Genomic DNA, 23,679 nt, shown 5'->3' with positions numbered 1-23,679 from the left:
CCGCCGAGTCGATCACGAATACCTGGTCTCAAGTGACACACGCCCCTTGCTTCCCGGTCAAGTTTTTACAGGTAGCTGGCCGTTTTATGACCGGATTCAGGCGGCTCACAGGCTTCGCACATATGGCAGCCGTGATAAAAGGACGGCCGGGACCGTCCGGCCCGGCCGGTGGTGGTCCACCCACCGGGTCGTCAGCTGCCCACCCCGGTCAGCCGGCGCGGGTCGGCAACAAACCGCGGATCAGGTCGATGACGTCTCCGGCATGATCGTTGAGGAAGAAGTGACCGCCCTCGAACACCCGGGTGCGGAAGTCACCCGAGGTCTGCTCGCCCCAGGTCCGGATCTCCTCGACGGTCGCCTCCTGGTCGCGGTTTCCGGCCAGGGCGACCACAGGACAGGACAGCGGACGGCCGGGAGTGTCCTCGTAGGAGGCGAGGGCCCGGTAGTCGCCGCGCAGCGCGGGCAGGACCAGTTCCAGCCAGTCCGGATCATCGAGGACCATGGCGTCCGTGCCGCCCAAACCCCTTATCCGCCGCACCAGTTCCGCGTCTCCCACAGGCCAGTCCCGGTTCCTTCCCCGCGCGGCGGCCGGTCCCCTGCGGGCCGACACGACGAGCAGCTGCGGCTCGTCGCCGGGCCGCCGGGCGAGCCGTACAGCCACCTCGTACGCGAGGGAGGCTCCCATGCTGTGCCCGAGCAGCGCCCTGGGCCGTTCTCCCGGCGGGCCCAGCGCATCGGTGATCAGGTCGGCCAGCAGATGCAGATCCTCGACCGGGGGCTCAGCCAACCGGTCGAGCCGGCCCGGGTACTGCACGGCCACCACGTCCACGGTCGGGGCGAGTGCGACAGCCAAGGACTTCCAGTAGGCGGCGGAGCCGCCCGCGTGCGGAAAACAGACCAGTTCGCACTCCGCGCCGCTGTCGGTACCCGTAGTCGCGCTCTCCGCCGACGGGAAGCCTCGAAACCAGACGTTCCGTTGCTGGCTCACCTCGGCCGGCCTCCCGTCTCAGCACCCAACGGCCGCTTCACAGCGCCTGCTTCGCGACGCCCCTGCACCTCACCAGACATCCACGGACCTCTCGAACGGGTTCGCGCACGTGCGTTCACCCGCATCATCGCATCCCCGCATCACATCCCGCCCAAAGATTCTTCATCATTTCCCCCCCTCGCCGGTCCACCCATCCGGCACCGACCTGACCGTCCCCTCGCGCATCGCCTCGCTCCGGACCGCCGCCCCGACCGTCGCGCCGCGCCCACTCCCCCGCGGCCGGCCCCCAGCCGTCCACGCCTGCCGGGACACCCTCCTTCGAGCCGTGGCCCTTCGCTCCGGCCGGGCCTGAGCCATCGTCGGATCCCGAAGTGCTCAAGGAGCTGCCTCGTGCGCGGTGAAACCATGCCCCACCGAGCCAACTGCTGCTCCTACGCTTCCCCCGCTCACTGCTGCCACTGCCCCCCCCCGGGACCTACGGCGGCTGAGCGCGGTGCGCATCCCGGGCAACCGGGGCATCGGGGCGCTGTCGTCACAGTTCCTGCTGCAGCTCGCCCAGCGCATGCACGAAACCGGCCCGTCCGACACCGCCCGGCTGTCCACCCTCACCCTCGACGTGCTCACCACGGCGCTGGCCGACGCTCTGGATGCCGGGAGCGAGGTGCCACCCCACACCCGGCGGCGCGCGCTGATGGCCCAGATCCACGCCTTCGTCCGGGAGAACCTGGGCGACCCGGCGCTGACTCCGGACGGGATCGCCGCCGCTCACCACATCTCCCTGCGCTACCTGCACCAACTGTTCCAGCAGGAAGAACGCACCGTCGCCGGCTGGTCCGCGAACGCCGCCTGGAACAGTGCCGACGCGACCTCGCAGATCCCCACCTGGCCGCCCGCCCGATCCACGCGATCACCGCCCAATGGGGGTTCACCAGCCCCGCGCATTCCAGCCAGGCCTTCCGCAGTGCCTACGGTCTCTCCCCGCGCCAATTCCGCCTGGCTGTGCACGCGGAAGCGGGAGTCGTTTCGACGTGACTTCGGGAGGCACTCCCCGGCTCCGTCGCCTGATCAATGTCGATGAGTTCGGGAGTCATTGCGGCCTTCCTCGCGGGCCGAGGGTGATCGTCGCTCGCTGCAGGCAAGGGCCCGAAGCTATGTCACGGCAGTTGCGGCGGGCCCTCGTGATCCACGAAACACTCCGCTCTACCACCCACGTCTTGGGTAAGAGGACAAAGCCCTTGGTCTTCGGCCGGTTGACGAACTTGAAGGTGAGGCGGAGACCAGGCGTCTCACCCGCAAGCAGCCCCGGTGAGCAAAGAAGACCGGAGCCACCGGCGAACCCATCCTTGTCAACTCCCGTGCCCTGAAAAGTTCTAGGTTGCCCCGCCAGACGAAGGACTCCACCCTGACCTGGCAGCTGACGAATCACCCAGGGATTCGTACATCGGCAACCACAGACACCCCAAAGGAAGCATGAGCATGCGTATTCCCTTTCGCTCGCCCGGTGTAACCGCCGCCGGCCTCGTGCTAGCCACCACCGGAACCATCATGAGCACCACGGCGCTGCCAGCCACAGCGCAGTCCTACCCAACTACGGACTTTCCCCAGATCACCAACTCCACTGGCGCCACGGACGTCTCGGTAACCTGGTACAACCGGTCGGTCGGTGTTACCGGGGCTGTGAGCGACAACGAATCCGACTACGCGACGACGGTGGTGTGCGTCTACGGATTCGTGGGCCCGAACGCCACCGAGGGTTGGCATGACATGGAGTGCCGGGGAGTCAACGGTGGCACCAAGGGCTTCAACTTCACACTCGACGGATCGGACATCTCCGGCGGATTCCGATCCGTACAGGTCCGTTTGGGCCGCCAATACGACATCAACGGCGAGCCCGGCCGTGTCTGGGAGGACGAGACCCGTACACGTAATCGCCCTGCTGTCTGACCGGTTGTCGGTGCATCGCTTAGAGGCTCAGGCCGCCTCGACGCATCCATCGTGGAGGTTACCGTCGCCGTCGCTCCGCAAGTGCGGCCCTCCTCAGCAGTAGTTGGGCCCGGTAGTCCAGACCCAGATCTTGTGGAGCCCCCGCGCCCTCAGGCGTGGGGTGTCGCTTCTAGGGATGGCGACCGGGTGGTGACGCCGGGTCAGGAATGGGCGGGATCCGAGGATGGTCAATGTCCGTACGTACCCGCTGTGGCGGGATCTTGCGATGAGTGACCGCCAGCTACGTCTGGCTCAGCAACATCGACACGACCAGCGGCTACGGCACCGCGGTCCTCGGCCCCCTGCTGATCAACGGCATCTCTGCCGGACTGACCTTCATGCCGGCCGCCTCCCTGCTGATGGGCGGGGTCGAGCCGCAGCACGCCGGATCGGCCTCCGGCCTGCTCCAGACGGTCCAGCGTTTGGGCGGCACCATCGGACTCGCCGTCGTCGTCCCGATCTACACCGCCGGAGCCGTCCCCGGCCAGTTCGTCCCCGGCGCCCGCGCCGCATTCCTGACCACCGCCGCATTCACACTCCTGGCTTCCACCCTGGCAGCCCTCATCCTGCGCTCTCCCCCCGACCAGCCCACGCCAAAACCAACTGAAGCACCACCCGGCGAGCCGGCTTCCCACCATCGTGGGAAGCCGGCTCGCCGCCATCCGCCCGCCCGCGGGTCAGGCGACCAGGCAGCCAGATCCAAGGAGCCGTTCACCGACCAATCACAACCGCAGCTCTGCCATGTCGGCCTCGGGAACAGGCACTTAGCCGCAGGTGCCCGCGATGGCCCATGCGTTGTCGATCTCGTCGGTCGTGCCGAGATGGGTCTCCCCCGGCGGGACGCACCTCTTGATGTCGGTCGGCCACCAGTCGATGTCGACCTGGATCTTGACCCAGGTGCTGCCGCAGTGTCCGTAGTACGAGTCTGTCTGCGTCTCGTAGTAGCCGCAGGCCTTGACCCCTATCTCTGCGGCGGCTTTCCCCTCGGGCGCGGCATGGGCACTTGCGGAGAGCGCCGTGCCCGCGAGGAGTACAGCGCTGAACGCGGCCGCGGCGAGGCGGAGCTTGCTTGCGGTTTTCTGCATGGAAGGGTTCCTCTTCTTCTGCAAGGACATGCTGTGCTTCTCCTTCTCCCCGGACCTGTCGCGGGGCCACACAGGAGGCTCGCAGCGGTCCATGACCGCTCCGCGCGACGAGTGTGACGGGACCATGACCGTTCCTCACCAGTGGCCGTCATGTTGCTCCATCGGGCCGTTCACCGACCCATCACAACCGCAGCTCTGTCATGTCGGCCTCAGGATCAGGCACTGAGAACCTCCCCAACGAGGCCCTTAAGACAGTGATCGAAGCTCTGTGCGCCCCGGCGATCAGCCCTCACGGCATCGACCTCCCCCGTCGACCGGTGGCGAGAGGAAGCCCTCAGAGCCGCACTGCACAGTGACCACCGCCGACCTGCCCGCCACCCTGCGCACCCGCCGGGCATGGGCCGGACTGGTCGCCGGTCTCGCACGGCACTCCACCCAGGTCGAATCGGCAATCACTCTCCTGCCCGCCTCAACAGGCACGAGGTGGAGCACGTCGTCCGGGACTGGGATGTCGGCCGCTACTCCCGCACCGCCGAGACCAAGCCGATCCCACCCCTGCCGCAGGGTAGTGGCTGGGCAGCAGGTCGGTTTCGAGTCGTGGCTCGGGGCCGCCTCGCACTTATGGACTTCGACCCCGCTGTGGTACGGACGACCTCCCAGCCATTCGGGCTGCACTGGTACGAGAGATCGCGTGAGCGTCGGCACCCGCCAGACTTCTTCGTGCGCCGCATGGCTGGTTCAGCCGTGCTCATCGACGTCCGCGCCGACGATTGCAGAGCGCTGCGCGATGCAGAACCTTTCGAAGTGACACGCAGAGTCTGTGCTGAAGTCGGGTAGCGCTTCGAGCGGGTGGGGATTCCAGAGGCGGTGCTGCTTGCAGATACGCACGATACCCAACGCGCCCGGCATCAGGAGATCACCAAGACACTGGAACTTAAGCAGCCGCGTATCTGCGGTGAACGTTGGGCAAATGCGCGTCGCGGTTTCGACGGTACCGCCTTGGCGCGTAATCGTTCCTCAGAGCGATTCAGGTCTTGACCGTCCATCATCAGTGAAGCTTCAGTGATGCGCCCACTCATGCGTGTTGCGTGTCATGTGACGGGAACTGACATGCAGCAGTACCGAAAGAGACGCTGGTTTGTGATCGCAGCGACAGCCGCGGCTTTCGCAGCGTTCGCTGGCGTGGCACCGGCTGACGCCGTAACAGGAAGTCAGAACAGCAACAGTAGAGCCGCTGTTGTTTCGGAATTAACCCCTCTGATCCCGGAAACTACACCGGGCTCCGACGCGCCCGCGAGGGAAGCCGGCGCAAACCTGCTCTCGGCCTCGGGCGAGATCTGCACGGCACCCGACGAGAACGGCCGAGGTTCGTGCATCGAGCACAAAAATCCCGACACCATACCGGCCCTGGCCAGTGGCGAAGCCAGTTCGAAACTCTCCGCAGTTGCCCCGCCTCAGTGGTGCGAGGACGCCCAGGGCGTCGTGTATGCCACGCGCACTCAAGCCTGCCGCCTCGACTCGGTCCTCTACGGGACGTACGTCGTGCGCAACGGCGTCCGGACTACTACAGGTGAGGCCACTCTCCTCCTCATCAACTACAGCTACGGCAGCACCAGCGATTCCCGCATAGCCCATCAGCTCGACGTCACAGCCTTCAGTGGCTGGGGCGACGCGCTCAAGGGCTCGTACAGCGGCAACGCGCGAATCGGCCGGCTACTCCTGCACCAAGGAGAGCGGCTCCTTCCCTGCAAAGCCGATCCAGCTGTTGAACTAGTGGCACACGGGCGAGGCGTTCTTCGACTCCATGCCACAGTCGCCCACAGACAGCCACACCGTGGCATCGCCAACCGCACCGGCCTGAGCCAGCCGGCTGTTCGGACGCCTCCTGGCAAGCAGGTGGAAGACAGCGAGAATTACCCGACCGGCTTCCGCCCTGCGACCACCAACACTGACGCGTTTCGGCAGGTCAGCGCACCCTTCCCCGCGGCTTCAACGGCACCGGCGGCAGTTCCGGTGCAGGCGGAGCACCGTCGTACCCCTTCACCTCCCCGAACCGGGAGCCTTCCATCCAGTCCTGTCGGGCCTGCACGATCTCTTCCTGGGTCCGTCCGATCCAGTTCCAGAACATGATCAGCTCCTCCTCGAACGGCTCGCCGCCGAGGAGCATCAGGCCGGCGTCCGACTCGGCGCGCAGCGGGAGTTCGGTGCGGCCGCAGCCGAGGTAGAGCATGGAGCCGGGCAGGACCGGTACGCCGTCCACGTGGGCCTCGCCGGACATGGACAGGACGGCGTACTCGAAGTCCGGGTCCAGGGGGAGGCGTACGTCGGCGCCGTGGGTGAGGGACAGGTCGGCGCCGACGATCGGGGTGTACGTCGTGCCGGGTGAGGCGGCGCCGTCGAGGCCGCCCAGGATCAGCGTGGCCCGCAGGCCCGGCGCCGTGACGACCGGCAGCTCGGCGTGGTGTTCGAAGTGCGGGTCGGTGTGGCGGTGGCCGTCCGGGAGTGCGACCCACAGCTGGGCGCCGTGCAGGAGGCGGGCGTGGGCCTTCGGGCTCTCCTCGGAGTGGCTGATCGCGCGGCCGGAGGTCATCAGGCCCAGCTCGCGCGGGCGGATCGTCTGCAGGCTCCCGGTGGAGTCCCGGTGCAGGACCTCGCCCTCGTGCAGCCAGCTCACCGTCTGCAGGCCCATGTGCGGGTGCGGCGGCACCTGCATGCCGGGCTCGTCGGCGATGTCGTCGGGGCCGTAGTGATCGACGAAGCACCAGGCGCCGACCATGCGCCGGCCCAGGTTGGGCAGCAGGCGGCGGACTTCGGTGGATTCGCCGAGCTTGACCCGGCGAGGGCTGAGGAGTTCGCGTACGGGCTCCGCCACGACGAAACCACGGCCGCCGCAGACGGCGGGCACCGCCTCGCGATCAAGATTGCTCATGCCGCCCAAAGTAGCCCCGGCGGGGCCGTCACGTCAGTCCGTCGCCCGGGGCTGTCTCGATGCGCACCGGAAAATAGTAGCCATGGATATAGTAGCTATGTATGGTATTCGCTTATGAGCAAGGGTTCCGAGCACGCCTCACCGGGCTTCCTGGTGTGGCGGCTGTCGACGAAGTGGCGGGTCGCGGTCGACCGGGCCGTGGCCCCGGTGGGGCTCACCCACGCGCAATACGCGCTGGTGGCCTCGCTGTACGGCATGCAGCGCCAGGGCGAGCGCCCCAGTCAGCGGCGGCTGGCCGACCACACCGGGCTGGAACCGCTGTACGTCTCCAAGCTGGCGCGCGCCCTCGAGAGCGCCGGCCTCCTCGAACGCACCAGGGATCCCAGGGATCCGCGCGCGGTGCAGCTGGCGCTGACCGAGCAGGGCCGGGAGCGCACCCGGGAGGCGATCGAGGTGGTGCAAGGGCTGCTGGAGCAGCTGCTCGCGCCGCTCGGTGGCCTGGACGGCGCGCGTACGCGGGAGTTCAGGCGCGAGCTGGCCACCTTGCTCGACGTACCTCTCGACCCGTTCGCCCTCGACCCGTTCGTCCCCGATCCGACCGCCCTCGATCCGTTCGCCAAGGACAGCGAGTCCGACAAGGAGCAGTCATGACCACCCCGACTCCCCCGCTCAACCCCCGGGTCATAGCCCTGGCCCACTACGCGAGCCGAGCCCTCCTGGAGAACGTCCTGGACCGGCACGGCGTGACCTTCCAGCAGTCCGTCACCCTCCGGGTCGTGGCCGTCGCCGGCGAGCCGGTCGAGCGGGAGCACCTCGTCGGCGGTGTCGTCGGCGCGCTCAAGATCGACGCGGCGGACGCGCACTCCGTGGTCGACGAGCTGGTCACCGCCGGGGCGCTGGCCGCTCAGGGGCCGTCCCTGGTGCGGATCACAGACGCCGGACGGGAGTTGTACGAGCGGACGTCCGCCGAGACCGCCCCCGTCACCGCCCGCGTCTACGCCGGCATCCCCGCGGAGGATCTCGCTGTCGCCGGACGGGTCCTGAGCCTCATCACCGAGCGGGCCGACGCGGAGTTCGCGGCCCTGCCCCGGTGACGGAACGCCGGCGGTCGAGCGGTCGTCAGTTCGCCTCCGCGGGGCTGCGCCTGCCCCGGCGATGGGCCACCTCGCCGAGGACCACGTCCACGACGACGAACGCGGCGAGCGAGATGCCGAGGAGCGGCACGAAGTAGCCGACCACGGCGACGACCGCCACCAGCGGGACCAGGATCTGCGGGGGCACCTGCTGCCAGGCGCCGCGCGGTACGGGCCGGCCGAAGGCGGAGCCGCGGCCGCGCTGCCACCACATGCGGTAGCCCCACACGATCAGCACGATCAGCGACAGCGCCAGCAGCATCAGGGCGATCTGGTTGACCAGGCCGAAGAGGACGCCGGTGTGCAGGTCGATGCCCCAGCGGGTCAGCTTGGCGAGCACCGGGTAGTCCTCGAACCGCACCACGTCGGTGACCGCACCCGTGGACGGGTCGATCGCGGCCGCGTCCTGCTTCGTCGGCCAGCTGCGCTGGACCTGACGCACCACGTACGCGGACGAGGAGTCGGCGGGCGGCACGATCTCCACGGGGTCGCCCAGGCCTTCGGCGCGCGCGGCCGCCAGGACCTTGTCGAGGCCGACGCCGTGCTCGCCGCTCCCGCCCGTGCCGGCGGCGCCGCCGTGACCGCCGTGGTCGCCGCCGGCCGAGGCGGAGACGGACGGGGTGGCCTGGCCGAGGGAGGTGCGCAGCTCGTCGATGTTGGCGCCGGCGTACGCGGACCAGGTCAGGCCGGTCGCGGAGAGGAAGAAGAAGCCGGCCGCGGCCCAGACGCCGACGGTGCCGTGCAGGCCGAGGGTGCGGCGGCGTCCGCTGGTGCCGCGCACCTTGCGCAGGGCGCGGCGACGGGAGAACCACAGCACCAGGCCGCCGCCCGCGATCACCCACAGCCAGCTCGCCGCCAACTCGCTGTAGAGACGGCCGCTCTCGCCGAGGCGCAGATCGCGGTGGAACTCGTCGATCCAGGTGCGCAGCGGCAGTGCGCCGGTCGAGCCGTACTGTTCGAGGGCGCCGCGCACCTTCGCGGTGTACGGGTCGACGAACACGGCCAGCGTGTGGTCGGCGTCGACGCCCTTGACTCCGGACAGCATGACCCTGGTCGTCGCGTCGGCCTCCGGGGAGGGCCGTACGGCCGAGACCGTGCCCTCGGGGTGGGCCTTGCGCGCGGCGGCGACCTGCTGGGATATCGGCAGCTTCGCGTCACCGACCGGGACGGTCAGCTCGTGGGCGTACACGAGTTTCTCGGCCTGGAAGGCTCCGGCGTACAGGAAGCCGGTGGCCGCGGCGACGAGCAGGAACGGCGCTACGAACACTCCGGCGTAGAAGTGCAGACGCAGGATCAGCGGGCGCAGGGGTGCCCATCCGCGGGGCGACGCGGGGGCGTCGGGCTGCGTCGTCTCCTCCGGGGTGGTCGAGGGAGCGATCGACATCGGTGGCTTCTCCGGGGGGTGGGGAGGGGGGACGGTTCTGTGTTGTGGCGGTCCAGTGGTCGGGCGGAGAAGCCGTCGAGTTCCCGCCATCTCAAGTGACGTGGGCCACAAGGAAGTCAGGTGGTGGTGCGGGGGTCGTGGCATCCTGGCGCGATGGCACTACCGAACGATCGCGCACCTCTGGCCGAACAGGTCGAGCAACTCCTCGCCGCCGAGGGCCCGTTGCCCATCGTCGCGGCCGGCGAGCCGGTGCTCCGGCGTCCCACGGAGCCCTTCGACGGCCAGCTGGAGCCCGCGCTGCTGGCCCGCTTCGTCGAGGCCCTGAGGGTCACGATGCACGCGGCGCCCGGCGTCGGTCTCGCCGCGCCGCAGGTCGGGGTGGGGCTGCGGATCGCGGTGATCGAGGACCCGGCGCCGGTGCCGGAGGAGGTACGGCTGGCTCGTGGACGGGTGCCGCAGCCGTTCCGGGCGCTGGTGAACCCATCGTACGAGGCGGTCGGCGGGGAGCGTGCCGCGTTCTTCGAGGGCTGTCTGAGCGTCCCGGGCTATCAGGCGGTCGTCGCCCGGGCCGCCGAGGTGCGGCTGACTTGCGAGGACGAGCACGGGCGTGCCGTCGACGAGGTGTTCACGGGGTGGCCCGCCCGGATCGTGCAGCACGAGACGGACCATCTCGACGGCATGCTCTACCTGGACCGGGCCGAGCCGCGCTCCCTCTCCTCGAACCAGGCCATCGCCGAGTACTGGGCGCAGCCGACACCGGACGAGGCGGCGCGGGCCCTCGGCTTCGACCTGCCGTGACCCGGCTTCCCACCGCCCTGCCGGACGGCGCCGTCGATAAATCAGCGGCGCCGCACACGCCGCCCTCGCTACGCTGACCCCATGTCAACGCCCCGAATTTCCTAGCTGAGGCCCCGCTTCCACGCCACCCGTGTGTCCTCTTGCTTGTTCGGAGCGTCTTCTCATGATCACCGTCACTGGTGTCGACGTGCGCGTCGGCGCGCGTCTGCTGCTGTCCGGCATCTCCTTCCACGTCTCCCCCGGCGACCACGTCGGCCTGGTCGGCCGCAACGGCGCCGGAAAGACCACCCTGTTGAACACCCTGGCGGGCACGCTGACCCCGGCCGCCGGTACCGTGACCCGGACCGGCCAGGTCGGTCATCTGCCCCAGGACTCCCGCGCCGCGGACCCGACGGTCACCGTCACCGACCGCATCCTGTCCGCGCGGGGCCTCGACCGGGCCGTACGCGCCCTGCGCCGTGCCGAGGAGGCGATGGCCGACGGCTCGCGGCGGGCGATGGACGCCTATGTGCGGGCCGAGGCCCGGTTCCAGGCCGCCGGTGGTTACGCCGCGGAGGCCGAGGCGGCCCGGGTGGCCGCCGGCCTCGGGCTTCCCGCCCACCTGACGGACCGGCCGCTGGGTGCGCTGTCGGGCGGGCAGCGCCGCCGTGTGGAGCTGGCCCGGATCCTGTTCGCGGAGCACGGCACACTGCTGCTGGACGAGCCCACGAACCATCTGGACGCGGACGCGATCACCTGGCTGCGCACGTTTCTGACGAACCATCACGCCGGGCTCGTGCTGATCAGCCACGACACGTCGCTCCTCGACGCCACCGTGAACCGGGTGTTCCACCTGGACCCGCGGCGCGCCACGATCGACGTGCACAACACCGGCTGGCAGGCCTACCTCGCCCAGCGGGAGACCGACGAGCGGCGGCGTACGCGCGAGCGGGCGAACGCCGAGCGCAAGGCGGCGGCGCTGCGCGCCCAGGCCGAGAAGATGCGCGCCCGGGTGTCGACGGCGGTGGCCGCGAGGAACATGGACCGCCGCGCCGAGCGCATGCTCGCCGACCTCGAACCGGCCCGGCGTGCCGACAAGGTGGCCAGGTTCCGGCTGCCCGAACCCGAGCCGTGCGGGCGGATCCCGCTCGGCGCCGTCAGCCTGACGAAGTCGTACAGCGGCCGGCAGGTCCTGCGAGGCGTCGACCTGGCGGTCGAGCGGGGCAGCCGCATGGTCGTCCTCGGCCCCAACGGGGCGGGGAAGACAACCCTGTTGCGCATCCTCGCCGGGCAGGACGAGCCGGACGGTGGGCGGGTGGTCCACGGGCACGGGCTGCGGCTGGGCTACCTCGCGCAGGAACACGAGACGCTGGACGCGGATCTGACGGTGGGCGCGCAGCTGGCGTCCGCCGCGCCGCATCTCGGCCACGGTGAGGTACGGCGCGTTCTCGGCTCGTTCCTGTTCACCGGCGACGACGCCGACAAGCCCGTCGGTGCCCTGTCCGGCGGTGAGAAGACCCGGCTCGCGCTCGCGGGCCTGGTGCACTCCGGTGCCAACGTCCTCCTCCTGGACGAGCCGACCAACAACCTGGACCCGGCCTCCCGGGCCGAGGTGCTGGGCGCGGTGGGCACGTATCCGGGCGCGATCCTGCTGGTCACCCATGACGAGGGTGCCGTCGAGGCGCTGCGCCCGGACCGGGTGCTGCTGCTGCCGGAGTCCGAGGAGGACCTGTGGAGCGAGGACTACCTGGACCTGATGGCCGGGTGAGGCGCCCTCAGTTGTCGCGGTAGGACTCCAGCAGCCGCAGCCACACCTCGCTGATCGTCGGATACGACGGGACGGCGTGCCACAGCCTGCTGATCGGCACCTGTCCCGCCACCGCGACGGTCGCCGAGTGGATGAGTTCGCCGACGCCGGGGCCGACGAAGGTGACGCCGAGGAGGATCTCGCGTTCCAGGTCGACGACCATCCGGGCGCGGCCGCGGTAGCCGTCGCCGTACAGGGACGCGCCGGCGACCGAGGCGAGGTCGTAGTCGACGGCTCGGACGCGGTGGCCGGCCTGTTCCGCCTCGGCGAGGGAGAGGCCTACGGCGGCGGCCTCGGGGTCGGTGAAGACGACCTGGGGGACGGCGGCGTGGTCGGCGGTGGCGGCGTGGGCGCCCCAGGGGTCGGATTCGAGAAGGGGGACGCCGGAGGCGCGGGCGGCGATGGCCGCGCCCGCGATGCGGGCCTGGTACTTGCCCTGGTGGGTGAGGAGGGCCCGGTGGTTGACGTCGCCGATCGCGTACAGCCATTCGCTGCCGGTGACGCGGAGGCTGTCGTCGACCTCCAGCCAGGAGCCGGGTTCCAGACCGAGGGTGTCCAGGCCGATGTCGTCGGTGCGCGGGGCGCGCCCGGTCGCGAAGAGGATCTCGTCGGCCTCGATCCGGTCGCCGCGGTCGGTGACGACCAGGACCGTGCCGTTCTCGCGGGTCACCGACTCGACCGAGGTGCCGGTGCGGACGTCGGTGCCGGCCTCGGTGAGCGCCTCGGCGACCAGCTCGCCGGCGAAGGGCTCCATGCGGTTGAGCAGGCCCTTGCCGCGGACGAGGAGCGTGACCCGGGAGCCGAGGGCCTGATAGGCCGTGGCCATCTCGGTGGCGACCACTCCCCCGCCGACCACGACGAGCCGGCCCGGCACGGTCTGGGCGCCGGTTGCCTCACGGCTGGTCCACGGCTTGACGTCGGCGAGTCCCGGCAGGTCGGGCAGGACGGCCCGGCTGCCGGTGCAGACGGCGACGGCGTGCCGTGCGGTCAGCACGCGCCGAGCGCCGTCGGGTCCTGTCACCTCCAGGGTGCGGGGTCCGGTGAGGCGGCCGTGGCCGCGGTAGAGGTCGGCGCCGATGCCGCTCAGCCACTGGACCTGGCCGTCGTCGTGCCAGTCGGAGGTGAAGTCGTTGCGCCGGGCGAGGACAGCGGCCGCGTCGAGGGGGCCCTGCACGGCCCGGTCCAGGCCCGGCAGGCGGCGGGCGTCGGCCTGGGCGATGGCCGGGCGCAGCAGGGCCTTGCTGGGCATGCACGCCCAGTACGAGCACTCGCCGCCGACCAGCTCGCTCTCCACGACCGCGGTGGACAGACCGGCCGCGCGGGTGCGGTCCGCGACGTTCTCCCCGACCGGCCCTGCGCCGAGCACCACGACGTCGTACGCGATGGATTCCGTTTCCGTCATGGGGTCAGTCTTACGGGTGGTGTGCGGCGTGGCCACACGGGTACGCGCGCGGAGATACGACGGAATACGCGGTCGTACGGTCGTGTTGTCGCCGACGGCTTCGCCCCGACACCAGGAAGAGGGAATACGCCATGAGCAGCACCGTGGAGCTCACCAAGGAGAACTTCGATGAGACGGTCACGGACAACGAGTTCGTCCTGATCGACTTCTGGGCGTCCTGGTGCGGGCCGTGCCGTCAGTTCGCCCCGGTCTACGAGAAGGCCGCCGAGGAGAACCCTGATCTCGTGTTCGGCAAGGTCGACACGGAGGCGCAGCCGGAGCTGGCCCAGGCCTTCGGTATCCAGTCGATCCCGACGCTGATGATCGTCCGGGACCGTGTCGCCGTGTTCGCGCAGCCGGGTGCCCTGCCCGAGGCCGCCCTCGCGGACGTCATCGGACAGGCCCGGAAGCTCGACATGGACGAGGTCCACAAGGCCGTGGCCGCTCAGCAGGCGCAGGCCGAGCAGAACGGCCAGTAGGACCGCGCTCCGGAAGATCCGGAAGGTCTGACAGATACAGAAGACCTAGAAGGGGTACGCCGCCACGTCACCGCGCACCGTCGTCCAGCGCACATCGGTGAACGCCTCCAGGTTGGACTCGCCGCCGAACCTGGCGCCGGTGCCGGAGGCGGCGATGCCGCCGAAGGGTGCGACCGCCTCGTCGTTCACGGTCTGGTCGTTGATGTGCACGATCCCGGTCGGGATCCGCTCGGCCAGGTCCAGGCCCCGGGCGGCGTCCCCGGTGACGATGCCCAGGGAGAGGCCGTAGGAGCTGGCGGCGGCGAGTGCGGCGGCCTCGTCGGCGGTGGCGAAGGAACGTACCGGTGCGACGGGGCCGAAGACCTCCTCGGCGTACGCGGGGGTCTGGTCGTCGACGCCGGCGAGCACGGTCGGCCGGTAGAACAGCTGCTCGTGGGTGCCGCCCGCGGCGAGTTTGGCGCCCCGGGACGTGCTGGCCTCCACCAGGCCGTGCACCTTGCCCAGCTGACCGGAGTCGATCAGCGGGCCGAGGTGGACCTCGGCGCGGTGCGGGTCGCCGACGGCGAGGGAGTCGGCCTTGGCGGCGAGCCGCTCGACGTACTCCTCGTACAGCGACTGGTGGACCAGGTGGCGGCCGGTCGTCATGCAGATCTGGCCCTGGTGGAAGAAGGAACCCCAGGCGGCCGTGGAGATGACCGCGTCGATGTCGGCGTCCTCCAGCACGATCAGCGCGGAGTTGCCGCCCAACTCCAGGTGCGCGCGCTTGAGATGACGCCCGGCGGCCTCGCCGACGGCCCGGCCGGCGCCCGTGGAGCCGGTGAAGGAGATGACGGGCACGCGCGGGTCGGCGACCAGCGCCTGGCCCGCCTCCGGGCCGCCCGGCAGGACGTGCAGCAGCCCCTCGGGCAGACCTGCCTCGGCGAAGATCGCGGCGAGGGCCAGGCCGCCGCAGACCGCGGTGCGCGGGTCCGGCTTGAGGATCACCGCGTTGCCGAGGGCGAGGGCCGGGGCGACGGAGCGGATCGAGAGGATCAGCGGGGCGTTGAACGGGGCGATCACGCCGACGACGCCGACGGGGACCCGCCGGGTGTACGACAGGCGGGGCGCCTCGCTGGGCAGGATGTGCCCGGCCGGGCGGGAGGCGAGCGCGGCCGCCTCGTAGCACTCCTGGGAGGCGACGTGCAGCTCGAAGTCGGCCTTGCCGGCGATCGACCCGGACTCGCGGACGAGCCATTCGCGCAGTTCGTCGGCGTGCGCCGCGAACAGGTCACCGGCCTTGCGCAGCACCGCGGCGCGCACGAAGTGCGGGACGCGCGCCCACTCGGCCTGGGCGGCACGGGCGGCCTCGGCGGCCGTCGCGATGTCCTCGGCGGCGGCCAGGGTGACGGTGCCGAGCGGGTCGCCGGTGGCGGGCTCGGTGACGGTGTACTCCTGTCCCGACAGGGAGCTGGACTGCCAGGCCTTCGGGTCGAGCAACGGCATTGCGACTCTCCGTTCGATCACCGGGCGGGACTCACAGCGGAAGCGGGAGTCCCGAGTAGTTCGCCGCCAGTTCGGCGGCCGCGTGACGGGATGCGGTGATCCGGCGCAGACGTGCGAGCTGCATGCGGGCGTCGAACGCATCCTCATTTGGTTGAGTGTGCAACATCCTAGTCATGTCGTCGGAGAAACGGGTGGCCTGCCACACGCGTTGAAGGCACAACTCCGAGTACCTGTCGAGGAGTTGCGTGTCCCCTGTGCGGTGCAGCTCGACGAGGCCGCGAGCCAGGACCCGTACGTCCGACACGGCGAGGTTGAGGCCCTTCGCGCCCGTCGGCGGGACGATGTGGGCGGCGTCCCCGGCGAGCAGGAGCCGTCCGTGGCGCATCGGTTCGTGGACGTAACCGCGCATCGTCGTCACGGACTTGGCGGTGATGGGGCCGCGGTTCAGGGTCCAGTCGGCGTCGATGGCGAAGCGGGCGGCGAGTTCGTCCCAGATGCGGTCGTCGGGCCAGTCGTCGGGGTCGGTGCGGTCGGGGACCTGGAGGTAGAGCCGGGAGACGGTGGCCGAGCGCATGCTGTGCAGTGCGAAGCCGCCCTCACCGCGTGCGTAGATCAACTCGTCGCAGGACGGCGGCACTTCGGCCAGGACCCCGAGCCAGGAGTACGGATACTCGTGCCCGTACGAGCGGCTCACCTCGGCCGGGAAGGCGTCCCGGGAGATGCCGTGGAAGCCGTCGCAGCCGGCGACCCACGCGCAGGTCAGCGTCTGCTCCCGGCCCTCGTGCAGGAACCGGACGACGGGCGTGGCGCTCTCCGGCTTCTCGACGGCGAGCGCCTCCGCCTCGAACAACAGCGGTGGCCCGTCGGCGAGTTGCAGCGCGACGAGGTCCTTCACGATCTCGGTCTGGGCGTAGATCGTCACCGTACGGCCGCCGGTCAGGCCCGGGAAGTCGATGTGGTGGCGTTCCCGGTCGAAGCGCAGCTCGATGCCCTGGTGGATCATGCCCTCGGCCGTCAGCCGTTCGGCGGCGCCGGCCTCGCGCAACGCGTCGACCGTGCCCTGCTCCAGCATCCCGGCCCGCTGGCGCCGTTCGACGTACTCCCGCGTGCGGCTCTCCAGGACGACGCAGTCGATGCCGGCTCGGTGCAGCAGGCGGGCGAGCAGAAGTCCGGCGGGGCCGCCTCCGATGATGCCGACGGTCGTGCGCATGTCCCGCCTCCCCTGGGTTCAGCTGGATTCGCGGTGCACCACCGTCGCTCCCAGCACCTTGTGCGTCTCGGGTTCGGCGCCGGGGCTCTGCACCGCGCGGTCGACCAGCTCCGCGAGCTCGCGGCCGGACGGCAACTCGATGTGCACGGTGCTCAGCCTAGGCCGCAGCAGCCGCCCCAGCATCAGGTCGTCGGCGCCGATGACGGCCGTGTCGGCGGGGACGCGGACGCCCTCGTCCTGCAGGGCGCGCATCAGCAGCATCGCGTACTCGTCGTTGTAGGCGAACACGGCGTCGAGGCCGAGGTCGCGCCAGCGGGCGGCGAGGAGGGCGGCGGACTCCTCGGTGTAGGCCAGCGGCAGTTCGGTCAGGGTGGCGTCGGTGCCGTGCAGGGCGCGGCGCACGCCTTCGAGGCGGGGTGCGGAGAAGGCCTCCAGGCCGCGCTCCTGCGGTAGCACCACGCCGATGCGGCGCCTGCCGCGGTCGTACAGATGGCGGCCCGCGCAGTGCCCGACGGCCTCGTAGTCCATCAGCAGGGCGTGGGCGCCCTCGACGGACTCGGGGCCGAGCGAGACCACGGCCCGGGCGCCGGAGCGCTTGAGGACCGTCACGCCCTTCGGGCCGAGGCCGGAGCCCGACTCCAGGACGGCGACGGGGCGCAGCTCGGCCCAGGCGCGGGCGGCCTCGTCGCCGTGCAGGCCGACGCTGCCGTGCTGTACGACGGTGTAGTCGAGGCGGCCGAGCGCCAGCTGGAGGTCACTGAGGAAGCGGCTGTAGAGCGGGCCGACGGGGAAGCTCGGGACGGGCATGAGGACCATACGGCTGTGTCCGGCGCGCAGGCTGCGGGCCGCGGCGTGCGGGACGTACCCGAGTTCCTTCGCGGCCTCGTGGACGCGGCGGCGGGTGGGCTCGCTGATCCGGACGGCGCTGGTGTTGTTGAGGACGTAGGAGACGGTCGCGCGCGAGACGCCGGCCAGGCGGGCCACATCGGCGCTCGTGGGTACCGAGCGCTGTGCGGGCAGAGCGGGCGCGGGCGTTTTCGGTATCTGCACCATGACGTACGGCATCCTTGCAGAACCTGTGAGCGAGGCTCACTCAGGGTCTCCCCTCGCTCACACCTCGGTGCGGGTCACGCGCTCGACCAGGTCGAGCCAGCCCTTCTCCAGCCGCTCCATGGGCATGCCGCACTGCCTGGTCAGGTGGTTGATCAGGGCCGGGTCGAGGTACGCCAGCAGCGGCTGGGCGAGGAGCTCGCAGTCGGCGTCCGGCAGGATCTGGCGCAGCAGCACGGTGACGTGGGTGCGCAGCGCGCGGTGCGAGGGGTGGGCGTAGCGGCGGGTGGGGTCCGGCTGGGCGGCCAGCTGGAGGTCCAGCTGCTCGGCGGAGCGGTACAGGACCGCCACGCCGAACGCGCGGAGCCGGTCGACCGGGGGTGCTCCGGGACCCAGGGGCGGCGGGCCGCCGAGGAAGTCGGCCTGGAGCTTGCGCGCACCGTGGTCCAGCAGTGCCGTCAGCAGTCCGGTGCGGTCGCCGAAGCGGCGGAACACCGTCCCCTTGCCCACGCCGGCCTCCGCCGCCACGGCCTCCATGGTGACCCCGGCCGCGCCGTGCTCCGCGATCAGCCGGGCGGCGGCCTCCAGCAGCCGGGCCCGGTTGCGGGCCGCGTCGGCACGCAGGCAGGGCTCGTCGGCGGCGGAACCGACCTCCAGCAACTGAGGCTTGTCGACGGGCTCCTGGGGCGGTGGGAAGGGCGGCAGAACGGCGGACATGAAGCCAGCGTAAAGCATCGGGAATGAAACTGGACCGCGGTCCGGTTAAGGTGCTAGAAATTAAACGGACCCCGGTCCGGATGATTACGCCAGTGTTTCAGCCCCTTGGAGTTCGCATGTCTGTTCGCATCCTCGCGCTCGTCGGCAGCCTTCGCGCCGGTTCGCACAACCGTCAGCTGGCCGAGGCGGCCGTCAAGCTCGCTCCCGAGGGCGCCGAGGTCGTGGTCTTCGAGGGCCTGGCCGAGATCCCCTTCTACAACGAGGACATCGACGTCGAGGGCGGTGTCCCGGCCACCGCCGCCAAGCTGCGCGAGGCCGCGCAGTCCGCCGACGCGTTCCTGCTCTTCTCCCCCGAGTACAACGGCACGATCCCGGCCGTGCTGAAGAACGCCATCGACTGGCTGTCCCGCCCGTTCGGCGCCGGCGCCTTCGGCGGCAAGCCGGTCGCCGTGGTCGGCACCGCCTTCGGCCAGTACGGCGGTGTGTGGGCGCAGGACGAGACCCGCAAGGCCGTGGGCATCGCCGGCGGCAAGGTGCTGGAGGACGTCAAGCTGTCCATCCCCGGCTCCGTGACCCGTTTCGCCGAGACGCACCCGGCCGACGACGCCGAGGTCGCGGCCCAGCTGACCGAGGTCATCGCGCGGGTGCACGGACACGCGGGCCAGGCCGTCGCGGCCTGACCGGACGCGAGTCCTCAGCAGGGGCCGGAGCCGAGCGCTCCGGCCCCTGCTCGTGCGTCAGGCCACCGCCGTCGGCGCCAGCTCCCGCAGCTCGCGCAGCGCCGCCGCCACCGCCGGGCGCTCCCGGCAGCCCCGACGGGTGCAGGTCAGGATCTTGCGGTGCGGGTCGCCCGCGCAGCGCACCCGCGTGATCGGCAGCTGCGGCGTCAGCTGGGCCAGCCTCGGGACCAGGGCGACGCCGAGCCGGTGGGCGACCAGGTGGGCGGTGACGTTCCAGTCCAGGGCGTGATGGATCACGTCGGGGGTGAACCCGGCCGCCCCGCAGGCCGACATCACATGCGGACGGCAGGCACTGTCCGGCACCGGCGCGATCCAGTGCTCGCGCGCCGCCTCCGCGAGGTCGACGCGCTCGCGCCCGGCCAGCGGATGGTCGTCGGGGACGACGAGGTCGTAGGGGTCGTCCAGCAGCGGCTGCTGGTCGAAGCGCGCGTCGCTCAGCGGCGGGTTGTGCGGGGTGACCTCGACCACGGCCAGGTCGGCCTCCCCCTCGAAGAGCTGGTCGAAGCTCTCCGGCACCCCCGTCTCCTGGATCCGTACGGTCAGCCGCGGATGGCGCTCCCGCAGCCGTACGGCCATCGGCGCCAGCAGCCTCGAGACGGCCATGGAGAAGCCGCTGACGCGCAACTGTCCGGCGGCGGCGCTGTACTCGGCGCGCAGGTCGAGCTCCGCGGCCTCCCAGCGCTCCGCGATGGCGTCGGCGTGCGCGAGCAGGCTCTCGGCGGCCGCGGTCAGGCGTACCCCGCGGCCCTGCGGTTCGAGCAGGTCGACGCCCAGGTCGCGGGCCAGCTGGCGGATCTGCTGGGAGGCGGCGGACGGGGTGAAGTGCAGGGCGCGGGCGGCCGCGGTGACCGTGCCGTAGTGCGCCACGGCCCTCAGTACGTGCAGTCGGCGCAGATCAATCATGAAGTCCACGCTTCAAGGTGACGTCCGGAAAGTCAACCTGGACGTGTACGAAGGCGGACCGCACCCTTGGTGGTGTCGCGACGGTCGACCGGCACGACGAGCATCACCCGCCACTGACGTACGAGGAGTAGCCATGACCAGCACGACCGGTACCGTCTGCCCGCACTGCGGGTGGCCCGACGGCGCCGAGCCCTACCAGGTGGTGTCCCGGCACGGCACCGCGGCGGGCAGCACGGTGTGGACGCGGTGCGCCTGTGGTTCGTTGCAGGTCCGCAGCGTGGACGCCCGCGGGATGCGGGTCGTCTCGCGCAGCCGGCCGTCCGCGACGCCCGCGGGACGTGCGGCGAACTCGCCCTGCCGGTGACCCGGACCGTCCGGATCAGTCGAGCCCGGCCAGCCGTCGCACGGCCGGGGCCGCGAAGTTCTCGATGAATGCCGCCGGTTCGCCCGTACGCGGGCCGAGGATCACCGTGTCGATGCCGAGCCCGGTGTAGCCGGTGACGTCCCGGGTGAAGGCGTCGAGGTCACCTGTGCCGACGGCCTCGCCCGTGTACACGACCGTTTTGCGGATCGCGTCGTGGTCACGCGCCTCGGTGTCGCAGTGGCCGCGCAGGACGTCGAGCTTGTGGCGCACCTCGTCCGGCGAGGTGGCGAACAGGTTGCAGGCGTCGGCGTACCGCGCGACCAGCCGGAGCGTCTTCCTCTCCCCGCCGCCTCCGATCATGATCTCGGGGTGCGGGGCACTGATCGGCGCCGGCACGCACAGGGTCTCGGCCAGCCGGTAGTGCTTGCCCTCGAAGGGGCCGTTCGCCTTCGGGTCCCACATCCGGTGGCAGATCCGCAGGGTCTCCTCCAGCCGCTCGAACCGCTCGGCGACCGACGGGAACGGCACACCGAGCCCCTCGTGCTCCCGGTCGTACCAGGCCGCGCCGATCCCGAGGGTGGCCCGCCCGCCGGACAGCACGTCGAGCGACGTGGCGATCTTGGCGAGCAGACCGGGGTGGCGGTAGGTCACACCGGTGACCAGGGCGCCGAGGCGGACCGTGGAAGTGTGGGCGGCGAGGTAGCCGAGGGTGGTGTAGGCCTCCAGCATGGGGTCCTCGGCCCGGTCGTTGAACTCCATCTGGAAGTAGTGGTCCATCACCGACAGCCAGCTCACCCCGGCCGCCTCGGCCGCGGCACCCGCGGCGGCGAGCTCGGCGCCGAGCGCGGGGCCCCCTCCGGGGTGGTCGAACCGGTTGATGTGCACGCCGACCCGCATGTCCTGTCTCCGCTCTGGTCTTGCCCGGCCCTTCAACGACGTCGATGACGCTAGGACTTGGAGCGCTCTTCAAGTCAAGGGGCGCGGCACCGCTACGACGCGCGTTCCGCCTGCGCCGGCTCACGCGTCCGCGAAGCCCGCAGGCTCGTCGCCGTCGTGACCGCGAGGACCAGGACGATGAAGCCGAGGGAGAAGGGGATGCTGATCTCGGGGACGTGGACGCCGGATTCGTGCAGGGCGTGGAGGACGAGTTTGACGCCGATGAAGCCGAGGATGACCGACAGACCGTAGCTGAGGTGGACCAGCTTCTTCAGCAGGCCGCCGATGAGGAAGTAGAGCTGCCTGAGGCCCATCAGGGCGAAGGCGTTGGCCGTGAAGACGATGTACGGGTCCTGGGTCAGCCCGTAGATGGCGGGGATGGAGTCGAGGGCGAAGAGCACGTCGGTGGAGCCGATGGCGAGCATCACGACCAGCATCGGCGTCATGATCCGCCTGCCGTTCTCGGTGATGAACAGCTTGGTGCCGTGGTAGCGGTCGGCCACGCCGAAGCGTTCCTCCGCCATCTTCAGCAGCTTGTTCTCCTGGTACTCCTCCTCGTGCTCGCCCTTGCGGGCGTCCTGGATCAGCTTCCAGGCGGTCCAGATCAGGAAGGCGCCGAAGAGGTAGAACACCCAGGAGAACGCCGAGATGATCGCCGCACCGGCCGCGATGAACCCGGCGCGCAGCACCAGCGCCACGATCACGCCGACCATCAGGACCCGCTGCTGGTACTGCGAGGGCACCGCGAACTTCGCCATGATCAGGACGAAGACGAAGAGGTTGTCGACGCTGAGCGACTTCTCGGTGATGTAGCCGGCGAAGAACTCGCCCGTGGGCCCGCCGCCGCCGTAGAAGTACAGTCCGACGCCGAAGAGACAGGCCAGCACGACCCAGACGATCGTCCACGTCCCCGCCTCCCGGAGGGAGACGTCGTGGGGTTTGCGACCGATGAAGAAGTCGACGGCGACGAGTGCGCACAGGGCGACGACGGTCAGCAGCCAGACGGAGAGGGAGACGTTCACGGGTGATACTCCTGGTGCAGATGGGGCCCTGACAGCGTTGTCGCCGTTCCGGTGTCCGTTCCACCCACGGCGGGTGAACAAAGGGTCATGTCATGGCAAGCTCCAGGTCACGAACCTGCCACCCGCCGTACGGCGGGCAGGTTCCGCCGTACGGCGGCCCTCCGGCCGGGGCCGGTGCGCGGATCATGGCCGCAGAGCCGCCGGGCACGCTTGTGCCCCCGTGTGAGGAGAACCCATGACCCAGGCCCCGCCGCCCCCGTTCGATCCCGAGCTCGCCGCCGCGCTGGAGCTCATCAAGGACGTGATCTCCCCCGGCCTCACGATGGACGAGATAGCCGACGTGCGTCAGGGTGCGGGGATCCAGATGCTGGCCGAGCTGGATCTGACCTTGGAGGGGTTCTTCGAGGTCGAGGACCGTACGGTGCCGGGGCCCGCGGGCGCGCCCGAGATCTCCCTGCTGATCTGCCGGCCGGCCGCCCCGGCGGAGTCCGGGCCGCGGCCGGTGATCTACCACGTGCACGGCGGCGGCATGATCATCGGCAACAACCGGGTCGGCGTCGACGCCGCCCTGTCCTGGGCGAAGGAGCTGGACGCGGTCGTGGTGTCCGTGGAGTACCGGCTCGCGCCCGAGCATCCGCATCCGGCGCCGATCGAGGACGTGTACGCCGGTCTGGAGTGGACGGCGAAGAACGCGGCCGAGCTCGATGCCGACCCGCAGCGGATCGTCGTCGCCGGGGCGAGCGCCGGCGGCGGGCTGTCGGCGGCGTTGGCTCTGCTCGCCCGGGATCGCGGTGGTCCGCAGCTGATCGGTCAGGTGCTGATGTGTCCGATGCTGGACGACCGCAATGACAGTCCGTCCTCGTACCAGATGGCGGGGCTCGGGGTGTGGGACCGTACGGCGAACGAGACGGGGTGGACGGCGTTGCTGGGTGAGCTGCGTGGTGGGCCCGATGTTCCGGCGTACGCCGCGCCGGCTCGGGCCGAGGATCTGTCCGGGCTGCCCCCGGCCTTTCTGGACGTGGGGTCGGCGGAGACGTTTCGTGACGAGGTCGTCGCCTATGCCTCTCGGATCTGGCAGGCGGGTGGGGTGGCCGAGTTGCATGTGTGGCCCGGTGGGTTTCATGGCTTCGACGGGTTTGCTCCGCAGGCGGCGGTTTCGCAGGCGTGTCGGGGGGCGCATGTGGGGTGGTTGCGGCGGTTGTTGGGCCGGTGAGGGTGGCGTGCCTGGTGTGGGGGCGGGATCTGTGGG

At 70.6% G+C, this 23,679-nt stretch carries 22 protein-coding genes and 1 pseudogene; 10 read left to right on the top strand and 13 right to left on the bottom strand.

Annotation, left to right across the window (positions count from 1 at the left end; all coding sequences use genetic code 11):
* Positions 1 to 208: 208 nt before the first annotated feature.
* Entirely contained in the window at positions 209 to 988 is a 780-nt protein-coding gene (locus tag L0P92_RS16200; RefSeq protein ID WP_234763411.1) for a thioesterase II family protein, read from the bottom strand.
* A gap of 405 nt (positions 989 to 1,393) precedes the next feature.
* Between L0P92_RS16200 and L0P92_RS16195 the strand changes: the two genes are divergently transcribed.
* The gene (locus L0P92_RS16195) at positions 1,394 to 2,020 is read left to right on the top strand and encodes a helix-turn-helix domain-containing protein (RefSeq protein ID WP_372497271.1); all 627 of its coding nucleotides are present in this window, start codon (positions 1,394 to 1,396) and stop codon (positions 2,018 to 2,020) included.
* A gap of 118 nt (positions 2,021 to 2,138) precedes the next feature.
* Here L0P92_RS16195 and L0P92_RS16190 read toward each other — a convergent pair.
* Positions 2,139 to 2,243, bottom strand: a pseudogene (locus L0P92_RS16190) (IS5-like element IS4811 family transposase); the annotation flags it as partial.
* 215 nt (positions 2,244 to 2,458) lie between these two features.
* Here L0P92_RS16190 and L0P92_RS16185 point away from each other — a divergent pair.
* Positions 2,459 to 2,932, top strand: coding sequence for a hypothetical protein (locus tag L0P92_RS16185; RefSeq protein ID WP_234763409.1), 474 nt, complete (start codon positions 2,459 to 2,461; stop codon positions 2,930 to 2,932).
* 803 nt (positions 2,933 to 3,735) lie between these two features.
* On the opposite strand, the gene L0P92_RS16180 is transcribed toward L0P92_RS16185, so the two are convergent.
* Positions 3,736 to 4,056: a DUF6355 family natural product biosynthesis protein gene (locus tag L0P92_RS16180; protein WP_234763408.1), complete on the bottom strand. Its 321-nt coding sequence runs from the start codon at positions 4,054 to 4,056 to the stop codon at positions 3,736 to 3,738.
* A 1,966-nt stretch (positions 4,057 to 6,022) separates the two neighbouring features.
* Complete coding sequence (locus L0P92_RS16175) at positions 6,023 to 6,985, bottom strand: pirin family protein (RefSeq protein WP_234763407.1); 963 nt, start codon at positions 6,983 to 6,985, stop codon at positions 6,023 to 6,025.
* A gap of 114 nt (positions 6,986 to 7,099) precedes the next feature.
* Between L0P92_RS16175 and L0P92_RS16170 the strand changes: the two genes are divergently transcribed.
* The gene (locus L0P92_RS16170; RefSeq protein ID WP_234763406.1) at positions 7,100 to 7,636 is read left to right on the top strand and encodes a MarR family winged helix-turn-helix transcriptional regulator; all 537 of its coding nucleotides are present in this window, start codon (positions 7,100 to 7,102) and stop codon (positions 7,634 to 7,636) included.
* Entirely contained in the window at positions 7,633 to 8,079 is a 447-nt protein-coding gene (locus L0P92_RS16165) for a MarR family winged helix-turn-helix transcriptional regulator (protein WP_234763405.1), read from the top strand. The genes L0P92_RS16170 and L0P92_RS16165 overlap by 4 nt, the downstream gene beginning before the upstream one ends.
* 25 nt (positions 8,080 to 8,104) lie before the next feature.
* Here L0P92_RS16165 and L0P92_RS16160 read toward each other — a convergent pair whose 3' ends face one another.
* Positions 8,105 to 9,502: a PepSY-associated TM helix domain-containing protein gene (locus tag L0P92_RS16160; protein WP_234763404.1), complete on the bottom strand. Its 1,398-nt coding sequence runs from the start codon at positions 9,500 to 9,502 to the stop codon at positions 8,105 to 8,107.
* Between the two features lie 153 nt (positions 9,503 to 9,655).
* On the opposite strand from L0P92_RS16160, the gene L0P92_RS16155 reads away from it, so the two are divergent.
* Both L0P92_RS16155 and L0P92_RS16150 read left to right on the top strand, forming a co-directional pair.
* Complete coding sequence (locus L0P92_RS16155; protein ID WP_234763403.1) at positions 9,656 to 10,300, top strand: peptide deformylase; 645 nt, start codon at positions 9,656 to 9,658, stop codon at positions 10,298 to 10,300.
* A 163-nt stretch (positions 10,301 to 10,463) separates the two neighbouring features.
* Positions 10,464 to 12,047 (top strand): ABC-F family ATP-binding cassette domain-containing protein, encoded by a 1,584-nt coding sequence (locus L0P92_RS16150; protein WP_234763402.1) that lies wholly within the window; start codon positions 10,464 to 10,466, stop codon positions 12,045 to 12,047.
* A 7-nt stretch (positions 12,048 to 12,054) separates the two neighbouring features.
* On the opposite strand, the gene L0P92_RS16145 is transcribed toward L0P92_RS16150, so the two are convergent.
* Positions 12,055 to 13,488, bottom strand: a complete 1,434-nt coding sequence (locus L0P92_RS16145) for a dihydrolipoyl dehydrogenase family protein (protein ID WP_234763401.1) — start codon at positions 13,486 to 13,488, stop codon at positions 12,055 to 12,057.
* A gap of 131 nt (positions 13,489 to 13,619) precedes the next feature.
* On the opposite strand from L0P92_RS16145, the gene trxA reads away from it, so the two are divergent.
* The gene (gene trxA / locus L0P92_RS16140) at positions 13,620 to 14,006 is read left to right on the top strand and encodes a thioredoxin (protein WP_234763400.1); all 387 of its coding nucleotides are present in this window, start codon (positions 13,620 to 13,622) and stop codon (positions 14,004 to 14,006) included.
* 45 nt (positions 14,007 to 14,051) lie between these two features.
* On the opposite strand, the gene L0P92_RS16135 is transcribed toward trxA, so the two are convergent.
* Genes L0P92_RS16135 through L0P92_RS16120 form a run of 4 tightly spaced genes read right to left on the bottom strand, consistent with a single transcriptional unit; the run spans position 14,052 to position 18,483 of the window.
* The gene (locus tag L0P92_RS16135; protein WP_234763399.1) at positions 14,052 to 15,488 is read right to left on the bottom strand and encodes an aldehyde dehydrogenase family protein; all 1,437 of its coding nucleotides are present in this window, start codon (positions 15,486 to 15,488) and stop codon (positions 14,052 to 14,054) included.
* Between the two features lie 31 nt (positions 15,489 to 15,519).
* Positions 15,520 to 16,698 (bottom strand): 4-hydroxybenzoate 3-monooxygenase, encoded by a 1,179-nt coding sequence (locus L0P92_RS16130; protein WP_234763398.1) that lies wholly within the window; start codon positions 16,696 to 16,698, stop codon positions 15,520 to 15,522.
* An 18-nt stretch (positions 16,699 to 16,716) separates the two neighbouring features.
* Positions 16,717 to 17,751, bottom strand: coding sequence for a LacI family DNA-binding transcriptional regulator (locus L0P92_RS16125; RefSeq protein WP_372497269.1), 1,035 nt, complete (start codon positions 17,749 to 17,751; stop codon positions 16,717 to 16,719).
* Between the two features lie 57 nt (positions 17,752 to 17,808).
* Complete coding sequence (locus L0P92_RS16120) at positions 17,809 to 18,483, bottom strand: TetR/AcrR family transcriptional regulator (RefSeq protein WP_234763396.1); 675 nt, start codon at positions 18,481 to 18,483, stop codon at positions 17,809 to 17,811.
* A gap of 98 nt (positions 18,484 to 18,581) precedes the next feature.
* Between L0P92_RS16120 and L0P92_RS16115 the strand changes: the two genes are divergently transcribed.
* The gene (locus L0P92_RS16115; RefSeq protein WP_234763395.1) at positions 18,582 to 19,145 is read left to right on the top strand and encodes an NADPH-dependent FMN reductase; all 564 of its coding nucleotides are present in this window, start codon (positions 18,582 to 18,584) and stop codon (positions 19,143 to 19,145) included.
* 57 nt (positions 19,146 to 19,202) lie between these two features.
* Here the strand turns inward: L0P92_RS16115 and L0P92_RS16110 are convergent, their stop codons facing one another.
* Positions 19,203 to 20,108 carry a LysR family transcriptional regulator gene (locus L0P92_RS16110; RefSeq protein WP_234763420.1) on the bottom strand — a complete coding sequence of 302 codons (906 nt, stop codon included), beginning with the start codon at positions 20,106 to 20,108 and terminating at the stop codon, positions 19,203 to 19,205.
* Between the two features lie 133 nt (positions 20,109 to 20,241).
* Here L0P92_RS16110 and L0P92_RS16105 point away from each other — a divergent pair, with 133 nt between their 5' ends.
* Positions 20,242 to 20,472 carry a hypothetical protein gene (locus L0P92_RS16105; RefSeq protein ID WP_234763394.1) on the top strand — a complete coding sequence of 77 codons (231 nt, stop codon included), beginning with the start codon at positions 20,242 to 20,244 and terminating at the stop codon, positions 20,470 to 20,472.
* A gap of 15 nt (positions 20,473 to 20,487) precedes the next feature.
* Here the strand turns inward: L0P92_RS16105 and L0P92_RS16100 are convergent, their stop codons facing one another.
* Together L0P92_RS16100 and L0P92_RS16095 are read right to left on the bottom strand one after the other, a co-directional pair.
* Complete coding sequence (locus L0P92_RS16100) at positions 20,488 to 21,369, bottom strand: LLM class F420-dependent oxidoreductase (protein ID WP_234763393.1); 882 nt, start codon at positions 21,367 to 21,369, stop codon at positions 20,488 to 20,490.
* A 92-nt stretch (positions 21,370 to 21,461) separates the two neighbouring features.
* Entirely contained in the window at positions 21,462 to 22,430 is a 969-nt protein-coding gene (locus L0P92_RS16095; protein WP_234763392.1) for a TerC family protein, read from the bottom strand.
* A gap of 235 nt (positions 22,431 to 22,665) precedes the next feature.
* Between L0P92_RS16095 and L0P92_RS16090 the strand changes: the two genes are divergently transcribed.
* Positions 22,666 to 23,643: an alpha/beta hydrolase gene (locus L0P92_RS16090; RefSeq protein ID WP_234763391.1), complete on the top strand. Its 978-nt coding sequence runs from the start codon at positions 22,666 to 22,668 to the stop codon at positions 23,641 to 23,643.
* Positions 23,644 to 23,679: the final 36 nt, after the last annotated feature.

The sequence above is a fragment of the Streptomyces muensis genome (assembly GCF_021474425.1).
In the GTDB taxonomy this organism is placed as follows: domain Bacteria; phylum Actinomycetota; class Actinomycetes; order Streptomycetales; family Streptomycetaceae; genus Streptomyces; species Streptomyces muensis.
This window is presented reverse-complemented; position numbering and strand designations above follow the sequence as displayed.

Bases quoted from the DNA above. Each gene is read 5' to 3' on its own strand.
- L0P92_RS16135 (WP_234763399.1), bottom strand. From the start codon at position 15,488: ATGCCGTTGCTCGACCCGAAGGCCTGGCAGTCCAGCTCCCTGTCGGGA.
- L0P92_RS16105 (WP_234763394.1), top strand. From the start codon at position 20,242: ATGACCAGCACGACCGGTACCGTCTGCCCGCACTGCGGGTGGCCCGAC.
- L0P92_RS16115 (WP_234763395.1), top strand. From the start codon at position 18,582: ATGTCTGTTCGCATCCTCGCGCTCGTCGGCAGCCTTCGCGCCGGTTCG.
- L0P92_RS16110 (WP_234763420.1), bottom strand. From the start codon at position 20,108: ATGATTGATCTGCGCCGACTGCACGTACTGAGGGCCGTGGCGCACTAC.
- L0P92_RS16100 (WP_234763393.1), bottom strand. From the start codon at position 21,369: ATGCGGGTCGGCGTGCACATCAACCGGTTCGACCACCCCGGAGGGGGC.
- L0P92_RS16165 (WP_234763405.1), top strand. From the start codon at position 7,633: ATGACCACCCCGACTCCCCCGCTCAACCCCCGGGTCATAGCCCTGGCC.
- L0P92_RS16150 (WP_234763402.1), top strand. From the start codon at position 10,464: ATGATCACCGTCACTGGTGTCGACGTGCGCGTCGGCGCGCGTCTGCTG.
- L0P92_RS16170 (WP_234763406.1), top strand. From the start codon at position 7,100: ATGAGCAAGGGTTCCGAGCACGCCTCACCGGGCTTCCTGGTGTGGCGG.
- L0P92_RS16120 (WP_234763396.1), bottom strand. From the start codon at position 18,483: ATGCTTTACGCTGGCTTCATGTCCGCCGTTCTGCCGCCCTTCCCACCG.
- L0P92_RS16185 (WP_234763409.1), top strand. From the start codon at position 2,459: ATGAGCATGCGTATTCCCTTTCGCTCGCCCGGTGTAACCGCCGCCGGC.
- L0P92_RS16145 (WP_234763401.1), bottom strand. From the start codon at position 13,488: ATGACGGAAACGGAATCCATCGCGTACGACGTCGTGGTGCTCGGCGCA.
- L0P92_RS16180 (WP_234763408.1), bottom strand. From the start codon at position 4,056: ATGCAGAAAACCGCAAGCAAGCTCCGCCTCGCCGCGGCCGCGTTCAGC.
- L0P92_RS16125 (WP_372497269.1), bottom strand. From the start codon at position 17,751: ATGGTGCAGATACCGAAAACGCCCGCGCCCGCTCTGCCCGCACAGCGC.
- L0P92_RS16195 (WP_372497271.1), top strand. From the start codon at position 1,394: ATGCCCCACCGAGCCAACTGCTGCTCCTACGCTTCCCCCGCTCACTGC.
- L0P92_RS16090 (WP_234763391.1), top strand. From the start codon at position 22,666: ATGACCCAGGCCCCGCCGCCCCCGTTCGATCCCGAGCTCGCCGCCGCG.
- L0P92_RS16130 (WP_234763398.1), bottom strand. From the start codon at position 16,698: ATGCGCACGACCGTCGGCATCATCGGAGGCGGCCCCGCCGGACTTCTG.
- L0P92_RS16160 (WP_234763404.1), bottom strand. From the start codon at position 9,502: ATGTCGATCGCTCCCTCGACCACCCCGGAGGAGACGACGCAGCCCGAC.
- L0P92_RS16175 (WP_234763407.1), bottom strand. From the start codon at position 6,985: ATGAGCAATCTTGATCGCGAGGCGGTGCCCGCCGTCTGCGGCGGCCGT.
- L0P92_RS16155 (WP_234763403.1), top strand. From the start codon at position 9,656: ATGGCACTACCGAACGATCGCGCACCTCTGGCCGAACAGGTCGAGCAA.
- trxA (WP_234763400.1), top strand. From the start codon at position 13,620: ATGAGCAGCACCGTGGAGCTCACCAAGGAGAACTTCGATGAGACGGTC.